This is a genomic window from Pseudoalteromonas maricaloris (assembly GCF_024746855.1).
GTDB lineage: Bacteria > Pseudomonadota > Gammaproteobacteria > Enterobacterales > Alteromonadaceae > Pseudoalteromonas > Pseudoalteromonas maricaloris.
Window position 1 is genome coordinate 2,523,064 of record NZ_CP024625.1, and the last position, 24,236, is coordinate 2,547,299.

20 protein-coding genes, 9 tRNA genes and 1 pseudogene are annotated in these 24,236 nt (G+C 43.0%); 5 read left to right on the plus strand and 25 right to left on the minus strand.

From position 1 onward, the window contains the following. Positions 1 to 395 precede the first annotated feature (395 nt). Entirely contained in the window at positions 396 to 1,751 is a 1,356-nt protein-coding gene (locus CTT31_RS10945) for a hypothetical protein (protein WP_260491253.1), read from the plus strand. A gap of 347 nt (positions 1,752 to 2,098) precedes the next feature. On the opposite strand, the gene CTT31_RS10950 is transcribed toward CTT31_RS10945, so the two are convergent. The 20 genes from CTT31_RS10950 to aspS all read right to left on the minus strand — a co-directional run bounded on the left by CTT31_RS10950 (position 2,099) and on the right by aspS (position 14,608). Then, positions 2,099 to 2,189: transfer RNA gene (locus CTT31_RS10950), tRNA-Ser, on the minus strand. Between the two features lie 89 nt (positions 2,190 to 2,278). Further along, positions 2,279 to 3,322 carry a quinolinate synthase NadA gene (gene nadA / locus CTT31_RS10955; protein ID WP_026000839.1) on the minus strand — a complete coding sequence of 348 codons (1,044 nt, stop codon included), beginning with the start codon at positions 3,320 to 3,322 and terminating at the stop codon, positions 2,279 to 2,281. Positions 3,323 to 3,455: 133 nt separating this feature from the next. Next, a tRNA-Lys gene (locus CTT31_RS10960) sits at positions 3,456 to 3,531 on the minus strand. A gap of 153 nt (positions 3,532 to 3,684) precedes the next feature. Further along, positions 3,685 to 3,760: transfer RNA gene (locus tag CTT31_RS10965), tRNA-Lys, on the minus strand. A gap of 154 nt (positions 3,761 to 3,914) precedes the next feature. Further along, positions 3,915 to 3,990: transfer RNA gene (locus tag CTT31_RS10970), tRNA-Lys, on the minus strand. A gap of 29 nt (positions 3,991 to 4,019) precedes the next feature. Then, positions 4,020 to 4,095: transfer RNA gene (locus CTT31_RS10975), tRNA-Lys, on the minus strand. A 29-nt stretch (positions 4,096 to 4,124) separates the two neighbouring features. Next, positions 4,125 to 4,200 (minus strand) — tRNA-Lys (locus CTT31_RS10980). 29 nt (positions 4,201 to 4,229) lie between these two features. Beyond that, positions 4,230 to 4,305, minus strand: a tRNA-Lys gene (locus CTT31_RS10985). A 30-nt stretch (positions 4,306 to 4,335) separates the two neighbouring features. After that, a tRNA-Lys gene (locus CTT31_RS10990) sits at positions 4,336 to 4,411 on the minus strand. A 30-nt stretch (positions 4,412 to 4,441) separates the two neighbouring features. Then, positions 4,442 to 4,517, minus strand: a tRNA-Lys gene (locus CTT31_RS10995). Between the two features lie 149 nt (positions 4,518 to 4,666). Then, a complete protein-coding gene (ybgF, locus tag CTT31_RS11000) occupies positions 4,667 to 5,422 on the minus strand; it encodes a tol-pal system protein YbgF (RefSeq protein ID WP_260491254.1) in 756 nt (251 codons plus the stop codon). Between the two features lie 12 nt (positions 5,423 to 5,434). After that, complete coding sequence (pal, locus tag CTT31_RS11005) at positions 5,435 to 5,968, minus strand: peptidoglycan-associated lipoprotein Pal (protein WP_017215988.1); 534 nt, start codon at positions 5,966 to 5,968, stop codon at positions 5,435 to 5,437. A 40-nt stretch (positions 5,969 to 6,008) separates the two neighbouring features. Continuing rightward, positions 6,009 to 7,367 carry a Tol-Pal system beta propeller repeat protein TolB gene (gene tolB, locus CTT31_RS11010; protein WP_128727756.1) on the minus strand — a complete coding sequence of 453 codons (1,359 nt, stop codon included), beginning with the start codon at positions 7,365 to 7,367 and terminating at the stop codon, positions 6,009 to 6,011. 9 nt (positions 7,368 to 7,376) lie between these two features. Beyond that, on the minus strand, positions 7,377 to 8,318 hold the full coding sequence (gene tolA, locus CTT31_RS11015) for a cell envelope integrity protein TolA (RefSeq protein WP_010377595.1): 942 nt from the start codon (positions 8,316 to 8,318) through the stop codon (positions 7,377 to 7,379). Further along, positions 8,318 to 8,746, minus strand: coding sequence for a protein TolR (tolR, locus tag CTT31_RS11020; protein WP_010377593.1), 429 nt, complete (start codon positions 8,744 to 8,746; stop codon positions 8,318 to 8,320). Before tolR ends, tolA begins: the two co-directional genes overlap by 1 nt. Further along, the gene (gene tolQ / locus CTT31_RS11025) at positions 8,733 to 9,437 is read right to left on the minus strand and encodes a protein TolQ (protein ID WP_010377591.1); all 705 of its coding nucleotides are present in this window, start codon (positions 9,435 to 9,437) and stop codon (positions 8,733 to 8,735) included. The genes tolR and tolQ overlap by 14 nt, the downstream gene beginning before the upstream one ends. A 1,114-nt stretch (positions 9,438 to 10,551) precedes the next feature. After that, positions 10,552 to 11,556, minus strand: coding sequence for a Holliday junction branch migration DNA helicase RuvB (gene ruvB / locus CTT31_RS11030; protein WP_010377587.1), 1,005 nt, complete (start codon positions 11,554 to 11,556; stop codon positions 10,552 to 10,554). 2 nt (positions 11,557 to 11,558) lie between these two features. Then, a complete protein-coding gene (gene ruvA, locus CTT31_RS11035) occupies positions 11,559 to 12,176 on the minus strand; it encodes a Holliday junction branch migration protein RuvA (RefSeq protein ID WP_010377584.1) in 618 nt (205 codons plus the stop codon). Positions 12,177 to 12,178: 2 nt separating this feature from the next. Next, the gene (gene ruvC / locus CTT31_RS11040; protein WP_260491258.1) at positions 12,179 to 12,700 is read right to left on the minus strand and encodes a crossover junction endodeoxyribonuclease RuvC; all 522 of its coding nucleotides are present in this window, start codon (positions 12,698 to 12,700) and stop codon (positions 12,179 to 12,181) included. 123 nt (positions 12,701 to 12,823) lie between these two features. Beyond that, positions 12,824 to 14,608 (minus strand): aspartate--tRNA ligase, encoded by a 1,785-nt coding sequence (aspS, locus tag CTT31_RS11045; protein WP_260491259.1) that lies wholly within the window; start codon positions 14,606 to 14,608, stop codon positions 12,824 to 12,826. Between the two features lie 169 nt (positions 14,609 to 14,777). On the opposite strand from aspS, the gene CTT31_RS11050 reads away from it, so the two are divergent. Next, positions 14,778 to 15,626: a DUF72 domain-containing protein gene (locus tag CTT31_RS11050; protein ID WP_039497299.1), complete on the plus strand. Its 849-nt coding sequence runs from the start codon at positions 14,778 to 14,780 to the stop codon at positions 15,624 to 15,626. A gap of 102 nt (positions 15,627 to 15,728) precedes the next feature. Beyond that, positions 15,729 to 15,893: a hypothetical protein gene (locus CTT31_RS11055; RefSeq protein WP_165383798.1), complete on the plus strand. Its 165-nt coding sequence runs from the start codon at positions 15,729 to 15,731 to the stop codon at positions 15,891 to 15,893. An 87-nt stretch (positions 15,894 to 15,980) separates the two neighbouring features. Here CTT31_RS11055 and CTT31_RS11060 read toward each other — a convergent pair. Beyond that, positions 15,981 to 16,377: pseudogene (locus CTT31_RS11060) on the minus strand (GFA family protein). A 588-nt stretch (positions 16,378 to 16,965) separates the two neighbouring features. Between CTT31_RS11060 and CTT31_RS11065 the strand changes: the two are divergent. Further along, on the plus strand, positions 16,966 to 17,493 hold the full coding sequence (locus CTT31_RS11065) for a YgjP-like metallopeptidase domain-containing protein (RefSeq protein ID WP_039497933.1): 528 nt from the start codon (positions 16,966 to 16,968) through the stop codon (positions 17,491 to 17,493). A 400-nt stretch (positions 17,494 to 17,893) separates the two neighbouring features. Here the strand turns inward: CTT31_RS11065 and CTT31_RS11070 are convergent, their stop codons facing one another. Next, a complete protein-coding gene (locus CTT31_RS11070; protein ID WP_039497298.1) occupies positions 17,894 to 18,691 on the minus strand; it encodes a M48 family metallopeptidase in 798 nt (265 codons plus the stop codon). A gap of 231 nt (positions 18,692 to 18,922) precedes the next feature. Here CTT31_RS11070 and CTT31_RS11075 point away from each other — a divergent pair, with 231 nt between their 5' ends. Then, complete coding sequence (locus CTT31_RS11075) at positions 18,923 to 20,128, plus strand: Bcr/CflA family multidrug efflux MFS transporter (protein ID WP_211857857.1); 1,206 nt, start codon at positions 18,923 to 18,925, stop codon at positions 20,126 to 20,128. 55 nt (positions 20,129 to 20,183) lie between these two features. Here the strand turns inward: CTT31_RS11075 and CTT31_RS11080 are convergent, their stop codons facing one another. From CTT31_RS11080 to ovoA, 3 genes are all read right to left on the minus strand, one after another. Further along, complete coding sequence (locus tag CTT31_RS11080; RefSeq protein ID WP_010377570.1) at positions 20,184 to 20,747, minus strand: lipid-binding SYLF domain-containing protein; 564 nt, start codon at positions 20,745 to 20,747, stop codon at positions 20,184 to 20,186. 76 nt (positions 20,748 to 20,823) lie between these two features. Continuing rightward, entirely contained in the window at positions 20,824 to 21,930 is a 1,107-nt protein-coding gene (locus CTT31_RS11085) for an aminotransferase class I/II-fold pyridoxal phosphate-dependent enzyme (protein ID WP_211857859.1), read from the minus strand. A 53-nt stretch (positions 21,931 to 21,983) separates the two neighbouring features. Further along, a complete protein-coding gene (ovoA, locus tag CTT31_RS11090) occupies positions 21,984 to 24,089 on the minus strand; it encodes a 5-histidylcysteine sulfoxide synthase (protein ID WP_211857861.1) in 2,106 nt (701 codons plus the stop codon). Positions 24,090 to 24,236: the final 147 nt, after the last annotated feature.

Below are 24,236 nucleotides of genomic sequence, written 5' to 3' on the forward strand. Positions count from 1 at the left end.
TAAAGACATCAAACCAAGCCAATGATCATAAAGCTATCCCCCGTAGTTGGAAATAGTGATGGGTTTCATATTCCATCAGCTCAGCTGGCAGACTTACTTTGGTATCGCCACGTCTGCGAGCTTTTCAGAATAAACTTCCAGAGCAGCTGAACTATGCTACTATCGAGCTTATAGTAAAACCTTAACAAAAATGCAGAAACTTCTCCTAATGCTTCGAGGGATTTGGCTATGTCTAATGCCTAAGAGCGAATGTTTTAGCACCGCTAATATATCAGTTAGTCCCAACTATTATAGAAGCAAACAGGAAGAACAGTATTTATTTCTACTATTTTACCAACAAACTCTTACTTAACACCTATATAAGAAAGGGTTAACAAACCACAGGGACAGACAATATGGATATATCAGATACCCGATGGCGCACTAAAACCAAAGCTTCACCTGCTACCTCATATCGTTTGAATACGGTCACCAAGCAGAGCAATACACTTACTACACAGGTGTCTGTTTCTTCATTGGCGGTGAGACTAAAAGAAGCACAACAGGCAATTGACTCAGCCCGTTTAAATCAGCAATCATTTCTACAGAATAACAACGTTTTAACGTGGCAAGCGCAAAGCAATCAAGAAGAGGTTAATTCGGCTAAGTGGGAGTTTGAGCAACTGTCCAAACCTCAACTGGAGACTATCGCCATGGATCCCAGTAATACCTTTTCAAAAGCAGAGAAGGCTGCTGCTTACGAAAAGTGGCATGCACTTGATCAACGAGCGTTGTCTGAGCTGAAGCGGAACGCCCTCAATGATGATAATGCAATGACATCATTTGAAGCTGCGCTATACACACATAGCCAGACATTCTCAGAACTCGGTAAAGCTATGCTCCCTGATGATTATCTTTCGCAAGCACAGTCACACTTCGAGTCAGCGCTCCAAGACATGAACTTATCAGCGCATACAATGAGCAATCAAGCTGAGCATTACTATAGCCTAATGGTTACAGATCTGTTTGCTGGCAATGAACCTAAAGTGCACAATGGCGCTGAAGGGATGTCTTCACATAACTTAGAACGCAGCAACTATGACTTCTTGACTCATAAAGACAGATTTATGCTGGCTGATATGTATGAATATGCAGAGAAAAGTGGCATAGATTTCGAGTATATTCAAAAACTTGCTAGTGACATAGGAAACTACCGACGACATGATGACGGCAAATTACTCAGTAATTTCAACGAGGGGCATTTTAATACCGAAGGCCAAAAGCTCACTGTCGGATTTACGCAAAGAGATCAAGCCTCTATAGATCGCCTGATGAATAATGGTGCACTATCTTCCAGTGCTCTGGACGCGGGCTTTGTATCTTTTATCACAGACCCTGGCCTTGGCGCACTCTCTCACCAAGGCAGCTACCAGTTTCTGGCACATATAGCAGAAGTAACAGCCGGTATTGCGACCAGTGACTCAGCAACGCAATTTAAAACGTTCACCGAGGCAAGTAGCATCAACGAGCGCTATGTCATGACCCAATCTGAAGAAAGTATTTCCCTCCCAGAACCGGATGTGACATGCAAAAACGGGGTCTGTGAGGTAACCGAAAAAGGACGGAAAAATGGCGTAACCTTAACGCAAAATACTCAAGTGCTAGCACCGCCTATTGAGTTCAAGCCTGCTCAATTTGATACCCTACTCCACCTACAAACCGACCCCGATACTCAGAAATCAGTCTGGTTCGAATGGCTTTTAGAAAAGTAATTTTTAAACTTAAAGTGGGCGTTTCGTATTTTTGTAAAGAAGATAGCCAAACTCGCTCAACCTCATGTTTGTTTAGCTTTATATCGCTGAGACATTTAAGTCGAGATAAATCACGGGTACTGAACTCAAATTCGTACGACTATGCCGTTTGCGGCTCCAGCCGATAATCTAAAGCTAAATTGCACAAACAAAGATATTTTTAAATAGAAATGACGTAAACCAGAAGGGTTTTTGAAGATGCGCTGTATTTAGGAAATAAAAATAAAGTTTAGGGTTATCATAGCCCCAGAATGTCCCCAAAAGTACGAGCAGCTTTTAGTAGGTAATTGATTTGAATAAAGAAGGAATGGCGGAGAGAGAGGGAGTCGAACCCTCGATACGCTATAAACGTATACACGAGTTCCAGTCGTGCGCCTTAAGCCACTCAGCCATCTCTCCGCACTGAATTGCGGGGCTAATACTATGAAAAGCCTCGCAGTTTATCAAGCAGTTTTTTGCTTTTAGGATCTATTTGCCTATTAATCCTACTATTTCTGCAAGGATGCAGAAAAATCTAGCATGCGATTGAGCGAACGTAGTGCGCCTTCACGCAATTCCATATCAACGAAGACTTCTTTGCCTTGTGGGCTGATAAGCGCTTCTTCAATTGCTTGTAGGCCGTTCATTGCCATCCAAGGGCAATGGGCACAGCTACGGCATGTGGCGCCTTCACCAGCGGTTGGTGCTTCGAAGAACTCTTTCTCAGGGCAAAGTTGCTGCATTTTATAGAAGATACCGCGATCGGTGGCAACGATAAACTTCTGATTATCCATTTCTTGCGCAGCTTTAATTAACTGACTCGTTGAGCCTACTGCATCTGCTAAGTCTACGATTTCCGCAGGAGATTCAGGGTGAACCAGTACCGCAGCGTCAGGATGTAGCTGCTTCATGTCTTTAAGGGCTTTGGTTTTAAATTCATCATGAACGATACACGCACCGTTCCACATGATCATATCGGCGCCCGTTTTCTTTTGGATATAAGAACCTAAGTGCTTATCCGGACCCCAGATGATTTTTTCGCCTTGCTCATCAAGGTGCTCAACAATCTCAAGCGCACAAGAAGAGGTGACGATCCAATCCGCTCTGGCCTTTACCGCAGTTGAGGTATTGGCGTATACCACCACTTTTCTGTCTGGATGTTGATCGCAAAACGCAGAAAACTCGTCGATAGGGCAGCCTACGTCCAACGAGCAAGTTGCTTCGAGTGTTGGCATCACAACGGTTTTGTGCGGTGTTAATATTTTTGCCGTTTCGCCCATAAAGCGCACGCCGGCGACGATGATCATGTCTTTGTCTTCTTGCTTAGCGCCAAATCGTGCCATTTCTAATGAATCAGCAACACAACCGCCAGTTTCTTCAGCAAGTGCTTGGATCTCAGGATCAGTATAATAATGGGCAACCAGTACCGCATTTTTTTCAACTAATAGCGCTTTGATACGCGCTTTATACTCTGCTTTTTCTTCAACGGTAAGAGGGGCAGGTTTTGGAGGGAAGATGTAATCTTCCGGCATAATACGTTCAGCTAGACTCATTTCTCGACCACTAGTCCACATTGCATAATTAGGTAGAATTATACGAAAAATACAGGGGTAATCCTAGCGAATGTTTAGCTCAAAATGGCGAGTTTAAGAAAGTATTTTGAATAATATATGAAGAATAAGAGGATGGTGGGTCATGATGGACTCGAACCATCGACCAATGGATTAAAAGTCCACTGCTCTACCAACTGAGCTAATGACCCGCTCAAGCATTATAAGTGCCATTAATTCATCCTGAAGAGATGTTCCGCTTAGTCGTCCTGACTCGCGTTCAAAAAGCGTAGAAGCCTCGCTTCGGTCTTTTTCACCCAACTGAGCTAATGACTTGCTCAAAATTGAATTCGCATGCTTGTAAGTGGTGGGTCATGATGGACTCGAACCATCGACCAATGGATTAAAAGTCCACTGCTCTACCAACTGAGCTAATGACCCGCTCAAGCATTAAAAGTGCCATTGATTCATCCTGAAGAGGTGTTCCGGCTCGTCGTCCTGACTCGCGTTCAAAAAGCGGCGAAGCCTTGCTTCGTTCTTTTTTCACCCAGCTGAGCTAATGACTTGCTCAAAATTGAATTCGTATGCTTGTAAGTGGTGGGTCATGATGGACTCGAACCATCGACCAATGGATTAAAAGTCCACTGCTCTACCAACTGAGCTAATGACCCGCTCAAAATCGAATTCACAAGCTTATAGATGGTGGGTCATGATGGACTCGAACCATCGACCAATGGATTAAAAGTCCACTGCTCTACCAACTGAGCTAATGACCCGCTCAAAATTGAATTCATGTGCTTGTAAGTGGTGGGTCATGATGGACTCGAACCATCGACCAATGGATTAAAAGTCCACTGCTCTACCAACTGAGCTAATGACCCGCTCAAAATCGAATTCGTATGCTTGTAAGTGGTGGGTCATGATGGACTCGAACCATCGACCAATGGATTAAAAGTCCACTGCTCTACCAACTGAGCTAATGACCCGCTCAAAATCGAATTCGCAAGCTTATAAAGTGGTGGGTCATGATGGACTCGAACCATCGACCAATGGATTAAAAGTCCACTGCTCTACCAACTGAGCTAATGACCCGCTCAAATATGAATTCTAAAGCTTGTAAAGTGGTGGGTCATGATGGACTCGAACCATCGACCAATGGATTAAAAGTCCACTGCTCTACCAACTGAGCTAATGACCCACTTAACGCAGCAGTTTTTTGTTACCAATCGCCTGCTGCGGGCGCTTATAATACTTATTTAAATTTTGAGTGCAACTGAAATAGCTAGTTTTTTTCACTTTTTATGACTAAGCGCCTAATTTTAAGGCACTCAGCTCAAAAAGTGATAATTACATCTTCGCTAAACGCTCTGTTGCCAATTTTGCAGGAGTCGTACTTGGATACTCTTTAATCAATTTATTAAGGAGTGTCTTCGCTTCAGCGGCTTGTCCCTGTTTATGTAAAATAGTACCCAGCTTTAACATCGCTTCTGGACGTTTATTCGATTCAGGGAAATTATCAACAACGGTTGCAAAATGAGACTTGGCTTTACTATCGTCAGATTTTATTAAGAATAGCTGACCTAACCAGTAATGCGCGTTCGGCACATACACTGAATTTGGATACTGCTGTAAGAAACTTTGAAACTCAGGGATCGCCGCATCGTAGCGCTTATCCTTCATTATCATGTTTACTGTACGGTCATACGCTTCATTCTCAGACAGATTACTGCTGAATGCTTGCTCAGGCGTAACATCAGGCGTTACCGCAGCTGCAGTGGATTGTGACTGGTCATAAGCTTGACTGACGCGATTTTCAATCTCTTGATACAACTCACGTTGACGTTGTAGCACTTTTTCAAGCTTATAGCTCTGCTCTTCTGTCACACCACGCACTTGGCTTACTTCTTCTTGCAAAAGATTAAGCTGTTGCTGTAACTCAGCCTGTAGCAAATTGCGGGTTCTCATCATACTCTCAAGTTGAGAGACACGTTCTTCTAGTGTTTGATTTGAATTTGCAGCTTCTGAAACAGGAGCGGGAGCAGCCCAAACTTGGGCGCTCCCGCTCATGAGTAAGAATGCTGCCAAAATAGTATTCGGCTTCATAATAACTCTTTCTTAGTACACTAATACCGCGCGACGGTTCTTAGCGAACGCTTCTTCTGTACGTGACTTAATCATTGGTTTTTCTTCACCATAGCTCACTACAGAGATTTGGCTGTCAGAAACACCAAGGCTTTGAAGGTATTTAGCAACTGATTTACCACGGCTCTCACCTAGTGCGATGTTGTACTCTGGCGTACCACGCTCATCAGCGTGACCTTCAACAAGTACTTTCACGCTTGGGTTTTTCACTAGGAAATCAGCGTGCGCTTGAAGTAGTTCAGCATATTTGCTCTGAATAGTAGATTTATCAAAATCGAAGTAAACGATCTGTTCTTGACGTAGGGCTTCATATTTCTCACGTAGTTTTTCTTCAGCAGATTTCTCGCGAGACATAGTGTTTACATCAACAGTGTTGTCTTGTGTGGTTGCCGCTTGGTTGCTTTCGCTAGCCGCGCCCTCATCAACACTTGAAGATGAGCTACATGCTGCAAGTGTCATCACTGGCAACGCGACCATTAAGGCTTTTAGAGTTTTGTTAAGTTGCATCGAGTATATTCCTATATCTTTATAAATCTAACCAGCAAAATTACTGTAAAAACGGCGACCAGGCTGGTGCCTTAACTTGACCGTCCAAGACAGGTAACCTTGCCTTGAAACGACCATCCATAGACACCAATGCCAATACCTGCTTATTATTGTGCAAGGTGCTGTATATTATCATCGAACCATTTGGTGCAATGCTCGGAGACTCATCTAGTCTCGTACGAGTTAGCACTTGAAACAGCCCGGAATCTAATTCTTTTTTCGCAATGTGGTAACGGCCCAGCGTACGGTTAACCATAATCAGACGTTTACCATCTGGCGTGATCGAACCTGCTAAGTTCATGTCGCCGTCGAACGTAACTCGCTTAGACCTACCAGTTTTTAAATTTAACTTATAAATCTGAGCATTACCACCCCTTTCAGATGTATACACAATTTCTTGACCGTTTGGATGCCAAGAAGGCTCAGTATCTATACTACGATGACGAGTTAAGCGTGTTTCTTGACGAGTTTTCAGGTCAATTAGATATACTTCTGTCGCACCACCTGAGTCCTTAGAGAGTACTGCAAGTAATTTAGTTCCATCAGGAGAAAACTGTGGTGCGCCATTAATACCAGGGTGACTTGTGACAAGTTCGCGTTTTCCAGTGTAAATATCTTGAATGTAAATTTGCGATTGGCGATTTTCAAAAGTCACGTACGCAAGTTTGTTTGCATCCGGCGACCATGCAGGAGACATTAACGGCTCTTTGGAGCGCAATAACACCTGCTCGTTGTAACCGTCATAATCGGCAACAACTAACTGGTATGGCTTATCTTGGCCATCACGTACGATGACGTAGGCAATCTTAGTTCTAAATGCGCCTCTTTCACCCGTTAAGGCTTCATATACTACATCGCTGATTTGGTGCGCATAGTTTCTAAAGCCCGTACTGCTAACAATACTTTGGCGTCCTTCAAGCACATGGTCGTCGCTTTGCATTAAGCGACCATTTGACATAATGCGAGTTTCACCACCAGTAAGCTGTGCTCTGATCACGTCAATCAGTTCATACTTTACCAAGTAGCGTCCAGCAGATTGCTGGGTCACTGTGCCTACAACTACCGCTTCAACCCCCGCATCGACCCATGCAGCGTAGTCGATTTCTGAGTCAGTTGTAGGTAATTGAGGCATGTCAGCCTCAGCAACGGGCTTAAATTTACCGCTGCGCATCAAGTCTGCAGAAATAACGTCACTTAAACTCGACGGCATTTCACCAGTGCCATTATATTTAAATGGTACAATTGCGATGGGTCTGGCACTGTCTACCCCTTCTGTTATCACAATTTCAAGTGCGGCTTGCGCAAACTGTGATACACCCAGAGTAAAAACCAGCAATAAGGTTGTGAACTTCTTTAGCATGTTCGTCCTTTAAAAATTTGGTTTAATTGTTAAATTGATATTCTTAAGCTGTTCAAACACGTCTTTATCTTTAGAAACAGGTAAAGTATCGGCCATTTTCACAGCACGGATAGCAGCTTCACAAACTAGCTTGTCGCCGCCCAATGACTCTACATGCGTCACAAGGCCATTAAAGGCTAGACGAATGTTTACTCGGCATTGCTTACCTTTCATTGTTTCATCGATAAGCAAGTTTGCTTGAATGCGTTGCATGATAAGTGCTTTAAACTTATCCACTTCGCTCAATACTTGCTGTTGACGGATCTTCGCTCTTGCTGCCTGCTCTTTCGCAAGCTGGTCACGCAGCATTTGTTCTTCAAGTGCCTTTTGACGTTGACGCTCCGCTTCTTCCGCTTTTCGTTTTTCCTCAGCTTCGCGACGTTTCCTCGCCTCTTCGGCTTTTCTTAAGCGATCTTCCTCAGCTTGACGCTGGGCTGCAGCCTTTTTAGCAGCTTCTTCCGCAGCGGCTTTTTCAGCTCTCGCTTTATCAGCCTGCTCACGTTGTTTTTTCTCAATTTCGCGAGCGCGTTTGGCTTGCGCCTCAGCTTGGCGAGTCTCTTCCAACTTAGCTTGACGCTCTTGCTCCAGCTTTTTAATGCGCCGTGCTTCGGCTTCGCGGTCTTTTCTGGCTTGCTGCGCACGCTGTTCAAGATCGCGAATACGGCGATCTTCAGCAGCTTGCTTTTCTTCTTCACGCTTTTTTAAATCAGCAATCTTTTTCTCAACTGCTTGCTGATCAACCGACACCGCAGAAACCGCCCTTTCAGGCTTTTGATCTTTTTGCTGTGGATTTAAGGTGACTTCCATCACAGTAGGTGTATCAACTTGAAAATTTGCCGTAGCAAATAGCAGACCGCCAATCGCGCCATGAAGCAATACTGACTTAACTACGCTGCTAGATAATGAACTCATTACTCATCCTCAAATGATTTAGTCATTAGGCCAACAGAAGGAACACCCGCTTTTTTCAAGAAGTCCATTAAATAAAGTACTTCTTGATACGACACTCTGCCTGAACCTTTAATCATTACAGGGGTATCTGGATTTTGTTCTAACTTAAGTTTAATCACCGCAGCTACTTCTACTGCATCCATTGGTGCTTCAGGGTCCGTACCAACAGTCACAAAATAGCGACCTTCAGCATCAATGGTGGCAATAATCGGTGGCGAGTCTTTAGTTTCAACCAATTCAGACTCTTCCATCTGAGGTAAGTCTACTTTTACGCCGTGCTGGATAAGTGGAGCCGTTGCCATAAAAATGATTAACAGCACCAACATAACATCAATATAAGGAACGACGTTGATCTCCGCAACGGGACGACGTCTCTTACGCTGATACATTTTGTTTTGCCTCTACTTGTGTTGCAGCCTGACGATAAAGAATATTAGCGAACTCTTCCATAAAGTTAATGTACTGAGTTTCTAGCTTTTCTACATTTTTGGCAAATCGGTTATACGCCATAACCGCTGGAATTGCCGCAAACAGACCCATGGCTGTTGCTATCAACGCCTCAGCAATACCTGGTGCAACCATTTGCAGTGTCGCTTGTTTCACTTCGCCAAGCGCGATGAAAGCATTCATGATCCCCCAAACGGTACCAAATAGACCGATGTAAGGACTGATAGAGCCAACTGTTGCTAAAAAAGAAAGGCTTGATTCTAACTTTTCAATTTCACGAGAAAGCGCGACACGCATTGAACGGTGAGTACCTTCAACAACAATTGAAGGAGATTGGATATTGCCTTTTTTATGCTTTGCAAACTCTTTAAAGCCGGATACAAATAGCGCTTCTAGTCCTGACGCGCTACCAGTCCTTGCAGCTATTTCATTATAGAGTTTGCTAAGATCCATACCGGACCAAAATTTTTGCTCGAAATTCTTTGATTGGCTTTGGGCTTGAGAAATGACAGTTTTACGTTGAAAAATAATTGCCCAAGAAGCAATAGACAATCCCACCAGGGTCAACATAACAAGTTGTACCAAAAAGCTGGCTTTTAAAATTAGATCGACAAAATTTAGTCCCGATTCCACGTTATTATACTCCCAAAAGTGTTTCGGCAATGGTAGCCATTTATATTCTTGCGCTCTACCGAGCAATATCTAGAGATAGACTAGATTTACTACCAAAAGGTTCAGCTAGTTTAACCACACTATAAATACCTTACAATCTCAATACTGCGAATTCATTGTATTTGACGATAAATAGAGCTAAACAGTGTAACTCCCTTTGCTTTACCCAAACTTAAGCAAATTCGACAATCTCCATCACAGTCTCTAAATATGACCCAAAACTGCATAAAATAGGAGTTTTATGCACAAATAGAGAATAAAACTTCAAAAAACAGATTGGTCTTACCAATTAACAACAGATTATCTAATATTTACATTTTGCGCATTTAACATACAAAACCATATTTTACATAAACTTACATAAATACATCACCACATTTAAGCTCACTTTTTAACCTCAATGAAAATTCTGATATTAGTTTTTTTTATCTGAAAAAAGAATTTTTCTAGTTTGATGAAACACCAAAACCTCTTTAATATACACCCTGTACTGAGCGAGCAGCTGAAGTTTCAGCAAAGCACAGTTACTTGCAATAGGATTCTGATTTTTCGTATTGCTTAGATGACGCATTTTGTGGATAAAACCCAAAGTAACTCATCTTGTTCCCTGGATTACTTCCTTCAACTTGTTGTTTTGCCCGCATTATTTGCGGGCTTTTTTTTACCTGAAATTTGGTGCAAGCTCCTTATTACGCTCCACGTTTTCTTTGACACTCGGTCTTTTTGCGGTTTTTATTTAGCGCTTGGTTTAAAGGACGAGACAATCTACAAATAGTTTAAGCAACGTATAACCCACACAGGTCGAGATAAATTTACCTAAGGTTTAGATAAGAAAGGTTCTCACTCCTTGTTGTTAAGGGGCAACTTAATTTACCTCCTTGTCTAGCTAGAAAGGCATTAATTATCCGAAGCTCAGGTAAATTACTTCAGCAGTGATGGATCTTGCCTGAATTTAGCTGACACAAAATGATGGATTTATGCACACGTAATTTGCAATGCGCAAGTGTAGAAATGAAATAGCCGAGTGAATACTCGGCTATTATGAAGAATAAAGGTGTTTATTACCCAACTTAGATCATTCTGGCTTGCTTAGCTCAAAATGCATATAGGCTTTGTCAGAGACAATACGTCCTCTTGGCGTGCGTTGAATAAAGCCTTGTTGGATCAAAAATGGTTCTATCACATCTTCGATGGTTTCTTTTTCTTCTCCAATTGCCGCAGCAAGGTTATCCAGACCAACCGGGCCACCAGTAAACTTTTCTATGATTGCCAGCAGATATTTGCGGTCCATATAATCGAAGCCACATTTATCAACATCGACCATATCCAGCGCTAAGTGCGCAATCTCTTCAGTTATAGAGCCATCGCCCTTCACTTCAGCAAAGTCTCTTACCCTGCGTAGCAAACGGTTTGCTATTCGTGGTGTACCGCGCGCTCGACGCGCCACTTCAGTTGCGCCCGACTCGCTGATCTCTAGATTTAAATGATACGCTGAGCGAGTCACAATCGAAGACAAATCCGCAACCGAGTAAAACTCCAAGCGCTGCACAATACCAAAACGATCTCTCAATGGTGAGGTTAATGAGCCGGCACGTGTCGTTGCGCCAACTAAAGTAAAAGGCGGTAAGTCCAATTTAATTGAGCGTGCAGCTGGGCCTTCACCAATCATGATGTCTAATTGGTAGTCTTCCATAGCAGGATAGAGAATTTCTTCCACCTGAGGGCTTAAACGATGGATCTCATCAATAAATAACACATCCCCTTCTTCAAGGTTAGTGAGTAATGCGGCTAAATCCCCTGCTTTTTCAAGCACAGGTCCTGAGGTAGTTTTAATATTAACCTCAAGCTCGTTTGCGACAATGTTTGCAAGCGTGGTTTTACCTAAACCTGGCGGACCAAATATCAGCAAGTGATCTAAGGCTTCCTGTCTTGAACGTGCCGCCGCAATAAAAATTTCCATTTGCTTTTTGACATGTGGCTGACCAGTATAATCATTTAGTAATTTAGGTCTAATCGCCCTATCAACTAAATCTTCATTACCTTGGATCTCAGGTTCAATTAATCTATCTGCTTCAATCATAGTTACATCATCGATTTAAGAGCGTCTTTAATGATACTCTCGGTCGTCATGCCTTCTCTGTTTACGGCTTTTACCGCTTTTTGTGCTTGAACTTGTTTATACCCTAATGCCATTAAGGCTGCAATCGCTTCATCTGCTGGGGTATCACTTACCGTCGGATGCTCTTGCGGCGCAAGTACAGCGGCATCGCTAAACGGTGTGAGTAAGTCATTGCCAAAGTCTTTTAGCTTATCTTTCATTTCAAGCACTAGGCGCTCAGCGGTCTTTTTACCAACTCCTGGGATCTTAACCAAAGTCGTTGCATCGCCATGATTCACGCAGCTAACAAATTGCTCTGCCGACATGCCCGACAAAATCGCAAGTCCGAGTTTTGGACCGACTCCGTTCGCTTTAATTAACGTTCTAAACAATGCACGTGCGATCTTGGTATTAAAACCAAACAGTAACTGCGCATCTTCACGTACTACAAAGTGAGTAAATACTGAAACCGGCTCGCCCACGCTCGGTAATTCATAAAAACAAGTCATAGGCATTTGCACTTCATAACCTACACCTGCAACATCAATTAATATCTCTGGTGGCTGCTTTTCTAACAGTGTTCCGCTTAATTTTCCTATCATGGTTATCTCAACCTTCCTCTTACGGTTTTACGCGCTGCGCCTGCCATATTTATTAAGTTTTGCCTTGAGTGCGCGTGACAAATCGCCACCGCCAACGCATCTGCAGCATCAGCTTGGGGTGTGCCAGGCAGCTTTAATATGCGCTTTACCATTTCCTGTACTTGGGCTTTGTCTGCACCACCGGTACCCGCAACGGCTTGTTTAACTTGCCTTGCCGAATATTCACTCACAACCACTGACTGCATGGTCGCGGCAACTATAGCCGCACCTCGCGCTTGACCAAGTTTTAAGGCTGAACTTGGATTATGCGCAACGAACACTTGCTCAATCGCAAAGTCGCTCGGCGAAAACTGCTCTATGAGCTGTGTGATCCCTTGATAGATCATTTTTAATCGAGTGGGAAAGTCATGTTCACCAACTTTAATGCAACCGCTCCCCAAATATTGGAACTTTGCACCTTGGTGAGCAATCACACCATAGCCTGTAAATCTTGACCCTGGATCAATTCCTAAAATGACAGCCAAACGCATCGTCTCTTGGTTTTTTGGTTATAATGCCAAAATACTGTATAGATTACCAGTTATAAGCTAGTTCATCTGATCAAAAAAGGCGACCTAAGTCGCCTCTTTTATATCTGGTTGACGAACTTACTCGCCTTCACCTTGCTCTGCTAACTGCTTTTCTATTGAGATAGCAAGCTCTTTTAGCGCATCTGGGTTTGCAGGGCTTGGCGCATCAGTCATCAAGCACGACGCTTGCGTTGTTTTCGGGAACGCAATAACGTCACGGATGTTGTCAGTGCCACACAGTAGCATCACTAAACGGTCAAGACCGAATGCCAAACCTGCGTGCGGAGGCGTGCCATACTTCAGAGCATCGAGTAAGAAACCAAACTTCTCTTGCTGCTCAGACTCTTCAATACCTAGGATCCTGAACGCCGCTTGTTGCATTTCGTTGTTGTGAATACGAACCGAACCGCCACCGACTTCGTAGCCGTTAAGTACCATATCGTATGCATCAGAAAGTGTACCTGCTGGATTTGCTTCAAGGTCCGCAGCACTTACGCCTTTAGGCGCAGTAAACGGGTGGTGTACCGCGTGTAAGTTACCTTCGTCGTCTTCTTCAAACATCGGGAAGTCAACAACCCAAAGTGGTGCCCATTTAGTTAGATCAGTGATTTCTAAATCAAGACCAATCTTCAGACGTAGCGCGCCCATGGCTTCGTTTACAGTATTACGCTTGTCTGCGCCGAATAGAATAATGTCACCTGTGTTTGCACCTGTGCGTTCAAGCAGTGCATTGATCACTTCTTCATTCAAGAACTTAGCGATTGGTGACTGTACGCCTTCGATACCCGCCTCACGGTCATTCACTTTCATCCATGCAAGGCCTTTCGCACCGTAAATACCTACAAACTTAGTGTATTCATCGATTTGCTTACGTGAAAGTTGTGCGCCACCTGGTACTGACAGTACTGCAACACGACCTTTTTCGTCGTTCGCAGGGCCGCTTAGTACTTTAAATTCAACATCTTTTACGATGTCTGCAACGTCGATAAGCTCAAGCGGGTTACGTAGGTCTGGTTTATCTGAACCATATTTGCTCATCGCTTCGCTGTATGGCATCACAGGGAACTCACCCAAATCAACGTCTAGGAAAGACTGCCACATTTCACGGATCATTTTTTCTGTCACGCCACGAACTTGATCTGAGCTCATAAATGAGGTTTCGATATCTATTTGAGTGAACTCTGGCTGGCGATCGGCACGTAAGTCTTCATCACGGAAACACTTTACGATTTGATAGTAACGGTCAAAACCAGACATCATTAGTAGCTGCTTAAATAGCTGCGGCGACTGCGGTAGCGCATAGAAACTGCCTTTGTGAACACGACTTGGTACTAGATAGTCGCGCGCGCCTTCAGGTGTTGCTTTAGTTAGTACTGGCGTTTCAATGTCTAAGAATGCATTTTCATCCAAGAAACGACGCACAAAGCTACTCGCTTTAGCACGCATCTTAATGCGATCGCTCATTTCTAGACGGCGTAGGTCTAAATAACGGTATTTAAGACGACGCTCTTCAGAGTTTTGCTGATTGAAGTCAAGCGGTAATGGTTCTGAACGGTTGATAATGGTTAAGCCAGTACCTAAGATCTCAACTTCACCCGTTGCCATGTCTTTGTTAACTTGGCTTTCAGGACGCGCACGGACAACACCTTTGATCTGAACACAGAACTCTTGGCGCAACGTATTCGCTTTATCCATTAAGCCTTCCACTTCAGGATCGAATACCACTTGCACAAGTCCTTCTCTATCTCTTAAATCGACAAAGATTAGGCCGCCAAGGTCACGACGTTTATTGATCCAACCGCATAGTTCTACTTCTTGATCAACGTGGCTTTTGTTTAAGTTTCCGCAATATATTGAGCGCATAGTTTTCCTGTCTCTCAGTTACACCAAGCGGTAACTGGCATTAATATGAAAAATTATCGGCGATTATATAAAAATACCCGACTTGATGTCATCCTTGATCCCGTTTTGTTTCTAAATTTCGTGAACTTTATTACACTGACACCACCATTTAAACGAAACAAGCTCAATTATGTTATACCTTGGCTGCCCACAGTGGAGTTCAGCTCACTGGAAAGGACGCTTTTTTACGACTCACTGCCAAAGCAATAGAATGCTCCAAGAATATGGGCAAATATTCAACTCTGTTGAAGGCAACACCAGCTTTTATGCTGATCCCAAACCTAACACCATTGAAAAGTGGCGAAATGATGTGCCTGAGCACTTTCGTTTCACCTTTAAAATTCCTAAGCGCTTTTCCCATGAAATGGCGCTGCAAAACTGTCAGCAAGGCATAAGCCATTGGTTGCAGCTATTTGAACCTATTTTCGACAAACTGGGGATGGTGATGCTACAGCTGCCTAAAGCATGCGGTCCAGAACATTTGCCAAAAATAATCGACTTTTGTTCATTATTACCTAAAGAGCTGCAACTAGGCATCGAGGTACGTCATTTAGGGTTTTTCGACAAGTCGGATAACGAACGACGTTTTAACCAATTTTTAATGGCAAATAGTTACAACCGCATCATGATGGACACACGACCTTTATTCAGCGAACCTGCAAACACCCAAGCGATCATTGATGCTCAACAAAAAAAGCCGAGAGTGCCATTACATGTGATAGCAACTAGTAACTCACCAATGATACGTTATGTTGGTTGTTCAGACTTAGAAGCCAATCGCGCCTTTTACCGCCCTTGGCTCGCCAAGATAAATCACTGGTTGGATGAAGGGAAAACACCCTATGTGTTTTTCCATACCGCGGATAATTATGATGCCCCCATACTAGCCAAGCAATTTATAAATGACCTACAAAGGAAGGACATCACATTGGGTTTATTCCCCGCTGAACAACAACCTCAACAAAATAGTTTTTTGTGAACTTTCACAATAGCTTGCAACCAAGTGTAAAATATACTAGCTTGTTCAGTGAATAGAAACACATACAAGCAACCCTGCTTATTTACAAAAAGGAAATTATAAATGATAAAATTAAACAAAAAGAAATTAAAAGCGCTTTCAGAAAACAAGCAAACATTACCTAACAACGCTACTCGAAAAATTGCTGGTGGAATATCTGGTGATCATGTTTGTTGTTTTTCAGAAGGCTGTCAAGACCAAATTGCTGTTGTACCTGCTGGTAACTAACTCATTGCGTAATAATGCCTTCTAAAAGTGGCGCAAGCGTGTCTCTTGCGCCACTTTTAACACTCAATACGTACATTTTTCAGTTAGCTATTTAGCACGACTTGGCTCAAATTCTTCGTAGTGAGGTAAGCTCGCATCGAGACCTTCCAAATTCGCTTTGCTGGTAACAAAGTTGTGAGACATAGGTCGATATCCGAGTCTGATATACCTAATCGTAATCTGAATTTGTCTGGTAAGTCGTCATTGGAACTAAACAGAGGTGATGCACAGTGCGCACAAAAATCACGTTTACGTCCAATTTAAAATACTTCATGTTTTCAGCCTCTTTTACCACGTTCAATTCATAGGTATTTACAAATCCATTAGTCGCATATGCAGTAACGATAGGCTTACGACACAATGAACAGTGGCAGTGGATAATATCGTTAATTTTACCGATAATTTGCAGCTCAAGTTGGCCACATAAACAACCTGCCTGATACATCAAGCTCTTCTTGAAACTATTCGTGTTTGTTTTTTAATACATTATACTGCTCGACATGATTTGTTCTAGAAGTAACCACATGGGATTTCACTCGCTATTTTTTTCATTACCCAGACACCATTCAATCGTAAGTTGAACAACTTATTACCTCGGGGCAAATTAAATCGTACTCGAACGTAAGTATCCTCTCGGCCATCAATTACAAAACGAAAAAGCCTTATATGAGTTTCACCAATCAGCTAAAGCAAGCGCTTTAAGCGCTACTGGAAGTACTGGTTGTACATGAGCTTGCACATTTCAAAGAAAAGGATGTGCGACATTCCTAACAACCGACTTTTCAGCTAAATGTTGTCAACTTATGTATAACGATTGTGGGTCAACATCACTAACTGTTTAGCTCATAAGAAATAAAATCATGAACTTTCGTTTGTGTCTGAAATAAAAATAAAGATTAAATTTTTTGACCTTATACTCAACAATAAGATAACGCTATCGAGAGCTCAGCGATTAGCTGTTGTCACTATCAGAATAAAAATAAGTAAGGTACAATTTTCTTTATTCATCTTTCTAAGCTTAAAAACACAAAGAATGCCATCTTCAAAAGTAAAATTAGCTCCGTTAAAGTATCTATCGTCATACTCACTTGAAGTGCAAGATCAAGTCAGAACGATGATTGAGCAAGATACACTAGGTCAATTTTTACTTAAGAAGCACCCCAAAGTGCATGATATTAAAAACGATAAATTGCTTCGTGAATATGTCATAAATTTAAAGAACACTCACTTACGGAAGTCCTCTCCATTAAGTAAAGTTATTTACGATAAAAAAATCCATGCTGTAAATAACGCTCTGGGCTTGCATACATTTATTTCAAGAGTTCAGGGAAATAAGTTAAAGAGTAAAAATGAAATACGAATTAGTGATATTTTCAAAACAGCACCTGAGGTGTTTTTAGAGATGATTGTTGTTCATGAGTTAGCCCACATCAGAATAAAGCAACACGATAAGGCATTTTATCAATTGTGCCAGCATATGCTCCCTAACTACCATCAGCTAGAGTTTGAAATGCGTGTATACCTAACTCAACTAGAATTAAAAGGTCAAATTTACAAATAAAAATCAAATTTTGATATTTATTTGAATGAGTGTGATTACCAAGAACTAGATAAGTTTGACTGTCGCAAACTGAGGGTTATAACTACATAACGCTTATTACCTGAGCCGAATTTACGCCCAATTTAGCTCAATTTATAAACGTGATGGCTCACTTTAAAACTCTCATCCTTCATAAAGAATGCGCTACCAAACTTGACTCATCGAAGTTAAATAGCGGAGTACTCGATAGCTATTACTGAATCTCACTCTAGTACAACTGTTTAGCAAGCAGCCTTGATTCAAGCATATGGAGCCCCACTATCATCAACTTGAGCTAGAGTTACGGCTATTTATGCTGATGTGTGAAACGGAAGGCAACACCAATTACACTTAACTGAAGGGTAATTGGTGTTTTGAGAAATTAGCGTTTACAGCTTGGTGCAAAACCACCCGTACGCGCTTTGTTAGCGGTTGCTTGGGCAGTTGTCATGTTTGCTTGTAATTGCTTAATTCGATTTTCAGGCGCAGGGTGCGTCGACATAAATTCTGGTGGACGCTGTTCGCTCATTTTCGCCATATTTTGCCAAAGCGCAACCGAGCCTTCAGGATTAAAGCCAGCCTTAGCCATTAGATCTAAGCCGATAACGTCCGCTTCGCTTTCATGAGAGCGGCTAAATGGCAGTGCCACACCATACTGCGCACCAAGACCTAATCCCTGCATAATGGCATTGCGATATTCGATATTATTCATTTCAAGCACCGCCGCACCTGCTTGCAGACCAAACTGCAACACACTGTTTTGCGATACGCGCTCATTAGCGTGTTCAGCAATAACGTGCCCTACTTCATGACCCATCACCGCCGCAAGTTGATCTTGGTTTTCTGCAACTTTGAGAATCCCCGTATGAACCCCGATTTTACCGCCGGGTAGCGCAAATGCATTGGCAGAGTCATCTTCAAAGACCACAACTTCCCATTGCTGGTTTGCGTAGTTTGTTGGGAGTTGTGCTATCAAGGCATTTGCAATACACTTAACATAGCGATTGGTTTTAGCATCAGTATCGACTTTTTGCTCTTGCTTCATTTGTTCAAAGCTTGCAACACCCATTTGGTCCATTTGCTGCTCGGAATAGAGTGCTAACTGAGTGCGTCCGGTAGGCGATGTTTTGCAGCCAGCAAGCGTTGCTGCCACAGCTATCGCGAGAACCAGTTTTTTCATAACTTGTTCCTTTTCTTATTTTATAACTTAAGTTTCTCTAAGTTTACCGCAATTTCGTCACTTAACGAGACTAACTTAGTACAATATAAAAAATTTTTCATGAACTTCTGCTGATCAAAACGCCGTCTTTTCGTTGCTCTACTCTAGTGCACCGAGTTCCATCTCCATATAAAGCGTCTCTGATTGGTGTATTTATTCTGCTTAACATTAATAAGGTAACAATACCAACCTATGAAGTCATCAACACTCCCAGCAATACTCTTGCCATTACTGGCTAGTATTGTCGCGATAACGCCTTTGGCTATCGACTTGTATCTCCCCGCGATGCTTGCGATTGCAGACAGCTTGAATAGCCCGCTTGAGCAAGTACAGGTTTCTCTTAGTAGCTATTTAGCAGGTTATGCTGTCGGCATGATGGTGTTTGGCCCCCTTGCAGATAGATTCTCAAGACAGACGTTAGCTATTTGGGGCTTGGTCGGCTTTACCGCATCGTCAATTGGGCTTGCGCTAACGAATGACATAGATATGTTTTGCTTCTTACGGGTCGTTCAAGCATTTTGTGGTGCCGCAGCAACAGTCGTTGTACCAGGCGTGATCCGCTATTATTACAAAGAGCATACAGCCAAAGGGATGTCTTATGTTTCAATGATCATGATGATCGCGCCACTAATTGCTCCCTCACTTGGTGCGCTGATCTTGTTGTACTTTGATTGGCACGCCATTTTTTGGTTTTTAGCGGTTTATGCTGTACTCGTTATCATCGCATTACAGTTTTTCTGTATTGCAATTCCGACCAAAGCCGATGTACCGCTTAGCTTATCGTTTTTCTTAAAAAGCTATCGTATTGTGTTAACACAAAAGAAGGCCCGCTACGATATTCTTTCTTCGATGCTGGCATCATTCGCATTCTTTTGTTTTTTAACCTCAGTTTCATTTATTTATCTTGAGTATTATGGCGTGTCGGAGCAGCTGTTTGGAGTGTTATTCGCCATGAATGTGATTGCATTGATGCTCGGTAACTTTGCCAACACGCGTTTAGTGCCAAGGCTTGGTTCTAGGAGAATGCTCAATATCGGTCTTGCGATTGGTGTCGTCTGCTCCACGATCTTAGTCATACTCAGTAGCCAATCAGTCTCGGTTTGGGTGCTAGCTTCTGCCATTGCACCTTTGATGATGAGTTTGGGGATCATTGCCAGCAACGCTGATGCACTGATATTACTGAGTTTTGAACATCAAACCGGTACCGCTACCGCGGTGATAGGCACGCTACGATTTGGTAGTGGCGCTTTGGTCGGCCCTTTACTTGCACTCGCGGTTCCTGAGTCACCTTTGCCATTCTCAAGCTTTATGTTCGCTGCCATTGTGCTGACTATCGTCTGCCAATTGTTAAACAGGCGTTTTGAGAAAAGTGTCAACGCTACAGAAATCAAAAAATAATACACAAAAAGCCCCGACTTGCGGGGCTTTTCTCTAAAATTGTTATTAGATCAGGTTAATTTAGTTCTTTATCTTTCCAGAACTTGGTACCTTTTACTGTTGCTTGCAGTGCCAAACCACTTTCAGTAAAGGTGTACACTGTAACATCGCCATAATAGGCTTCGCCTTCTACCGACGCACCTTTTTTAGCCGCTTTCGCTGCAGCATCTGCATTTCCGCCAAACGTCCAGCCTGAAGTAACAAACTTATTCATTGCTTCAGGAGTATGGAATACCATCACAATACGATAATCTTTTACACCTAGACCAAGGCCTACACCACCTTCAGCCATGTTCATATAAGTGTTACTTCCTACCGCTTTATCGTGTACGACACCGTAACCTGTTCCAGCTGCAACAAATAGCAGATTAATATTGGCATTAGAAAAAACAGCATAGCCCGGCGCTGCCGCAATTTGCGAACGCGTATCTGGCTTTTTGCTGTAAAGCTGAGTAAGTACATCGTTTTTCATATCTAGGATGGCACGTTGCTTTTCAACCTTGTCACCATCGCCCATTGAAGCACATGCACTAAGCATGACGGCCAAAAAGCCAGCCATTAAATGTTTAACGTTTACCATAGGTTTTTCCTTTCCTGCATTAATTGTGAAAATAACACTACCTATCATAGACGCTTAGTTTGAATGCTGGATTAATTTAGAGGTATGTTTCGAGTCTTGCCAAACCAGCGGCAAAGTTGCGCTTACCCGTACCTAAACGGAAGTGGCACTCACTCTCCAATAGAAATAACTTTGCGGGTAACAATAGCGTGTTCGAGGTCTCTGCAAATTGACGTGACCACTTTTCAGGATCCTTTACTGAATTAATCTTCAGCAATGACAACACACCGCCATGCGGCTCAACCCAAGTTACTTTTTGCGAGTATAAACTGACAAATTCACGCATCAATTGGACGTTGTTTGCAATGATTTTCGCATTATACGCTAAGATAGTTTCACTATGCAGTAATGCGGTCGTCGCCAATAAATCATCCACTTTACTGCCACAAATGCTTAAGTAGCTTTTACCAGCCAACAGCGCATCCGCTAGTGCTTTCGAACCGCAAATTGCCCACCCTACTCGGACGCCAGGCAAGCCCATGCTTTTGGATAATACACCTAACGTAATCGACCGCGGATAAGCCGAAAAGCGCCCACTTACTGCGCGGTCATCGCCATGCCTCTGTGCTGATACTTCATCACTTAAAATGTAAGCACCACACTGCTCTGCTAGCTGCTGTATTTGTCCAACTTCTTTGTCAGTCAAGCCTGTGCCCGTTGGATTATGAGGGGCATTGACGATAATGAGTTTGGTTTTTGTCGTCACTGCGTTTTTGAGTCTTTCTATATCAACCTGCCAGTTGTCCTCTTCTCGCAATGGCACCGTGTTGACGATAGCGCCAAACTGTTTGGGGAGTTTTGCAAGCGATGGGTAACTTGGCGTACAGACCACCACCTCATCTTGTGGGTCTAGTAATTGCGCCATCGTAGTGAAAATAGCTTCTTGAGCACCGCTAAACGTCACAATTTGATTAAGATCCACACATGCAGTCGTCGGCAGATGATAAGCTTTAATCGCCGCTTTTAGCCTTTCACTGCCCGCAATCGGGTTATAACCCAGTTCAATATCTGGCATTTTGCCGCCACCAAGCTCAATAAGTTCACCAAGCGTGACGCCTTGAGCGCAGGAATCACTCAAGTTGATATCGATGGGAGCAGCCAAGCTTTGACTAAACTTAATGTGATCGGGTAATACTAATTCCATTCTTTAACCTAAAAAAATCATGCCAGCACTTTGGCTGGCATGGGTATCAACGACTATTTAAGACGCCAAAGCGTAAGTTGGCATCGCTCTAGTTCAACTTTACGTGCGTTTTTGCTTATGGCGGACATTACTTCATCTTCAGCCAATAGTTCAAAATCTCGTCCCAGTAAAATTTCTAAACCATCACGGCCCGTGACATTCTCACCACTGACCTTATAACCGCCCAACCAGTTTTGTGCTTGGGTTAGCGCCTTGTCCCACTGATAGGCTGAGCTTATCGCAAGGATCCCGCCTGCATTCAAGCGCGATTTAATTTGGTTTAAAAAGGTTTTTGGTGAATATAAGTATTCCACAACACGATGACACAAGATTAAGTCATACTCGGCGAATTGTGGTTTAAGGTTATGCCCATCCCCTTGGCAAAAATGAATACGCTCACTGAGTTCATTAAATCCCAATTGCGAAGTAGACACTTCGTGGAAGTCCACGATTTCACCTTCAATCTCGGTAGCAAAGCGTACCGGCGTGCCTTCTTTTAAGGCCAACGCGTGTTGAATATTGCGCGCAGTAAAATCAATGCCATCTACTTGAGCAAAGTGTTTCGCTAATTCAAAACTTGCACGACCGACCGAGCACCCCAAGTCCAGCGCTTTATCTGTATTACCTTGATAATGCACCATTAGCTGTGAAACAACACTTTGCAATGGGTTGCCAAAATGCATAACAGGCTTGCCGTAGTGGCTATGTAGCGCATTGGCGACGTCCGCATCCATTTCACACAAGTTGACCTTTTGCACTGGCACTTGTGGGCTCTCACTTTCGATGTATCTGAATCCGGCATGTTGGAAGAAGTGGCGTCTAAAGGCATAACGAGAATCTCGCACGGCTTCGTTGCCTGTAGAAATCCAAGAACCACCTTTTATCAGATTGTGTTTACCGTCAAAAGTGGGTGTCGAGAAATCATCGTATAAAGGGTGCACTTTAAAGCCGCTATATGCGTCAATCGGACTTTCCGTCCATTGCCAAACATTGCCGATGATGTCGAATAAGCCTTCAGTTTCAAAACGGTTAACCGGACAGCTTGAAGCACATACCTCAAGGTTAATGTTTCCTGGCGCTTCACTCCATGTCGGCAGATCAACATCGAGCTTATCGCGTAGTACTTGCCACTCTGCTTCTGTTGGTAAGCGTACAAAGAGCTCACTTTGCTCAGACTTCCAATTACAAAAAGCCTTAGCTTCGAGGTAATTAACCTCAACTGGCCAATTGAGTGGTAATGGAATTTCCTCGGCTAAGTTTCGCTGCCAAAAGCCTGTGTCTTTTTTTACCCAAAAGCGCGGCATGGTTGATTTAGTTGAAGCCAGCCAAGCTTGACCTTCAGCCGTCCAAAACTCAGGCTGATTGTAGCCACCAGCTTCGACAAAGGTTAAAAACTCTTGGTTTGAGACCACATATTTACTGGCCTTGAATGGCGCCACTTTGACGTCTTGTACACCATATTCGTTATCCCAGCCGTAGGTTTGATTTGATTCAGGTTTACCGAGGCGAACATTACAACCGCTTACTGAGATTAGGTTGTTGTCAGGTGTATCACCGTACTCATCACACGCTTCCCAACCGGGTTGTAAAGTCAAGTCAGCCAGCGGCAGCATCCGCATTATTACAGAAGAGGTTTCTAGGTGGATACGTTCGTGTTCAATACCCATTAGGACAACCCACGCAAGGCTATCTTGAGTGATTGGTAGGGTAATATCCATCTCATCGATTAACCCGTTAATAAGCGCATTCACTTGTTGGCGATAAGCACGCACTTCTGGCACTGTTGGCCAATCGTAATTATTGCTATCAAGGTCGTCCCAAGACATTTCATCTACACCGACAGCGCAGGTAGATTCAATATGAGGATTAACGCGTTGAGTGATGTATTTCCCTAACATCAACTTATTAACGTAAAAACAAGCTGTATGACCGAAATAGAAAATGAGAGGATGCCGTAACCGCTCAGCCTTCACAAAATAGGCGTCGTCATTGTTGATATTGCTAAATAATGATTCGTACTGCTGCCAGCTATTGTTGAAGTATGCTTTGATCTTAGCGCGCTTTTTCTCTACATCGCCACCCGAAAGCCAGATTGGCTTTAATGTATTTGGTCTTTCCATACAATTATCTTCTTTAAACTTGCTACTTCGATACATACACCATTTCAATGCATGCAGCTTTTAAACTTTGCTCACTTTGCCACTTAATACCAATGGCATCTTGCTGTATACGTTTGATAATCTAGCTTAGACCACTGATATCAACTT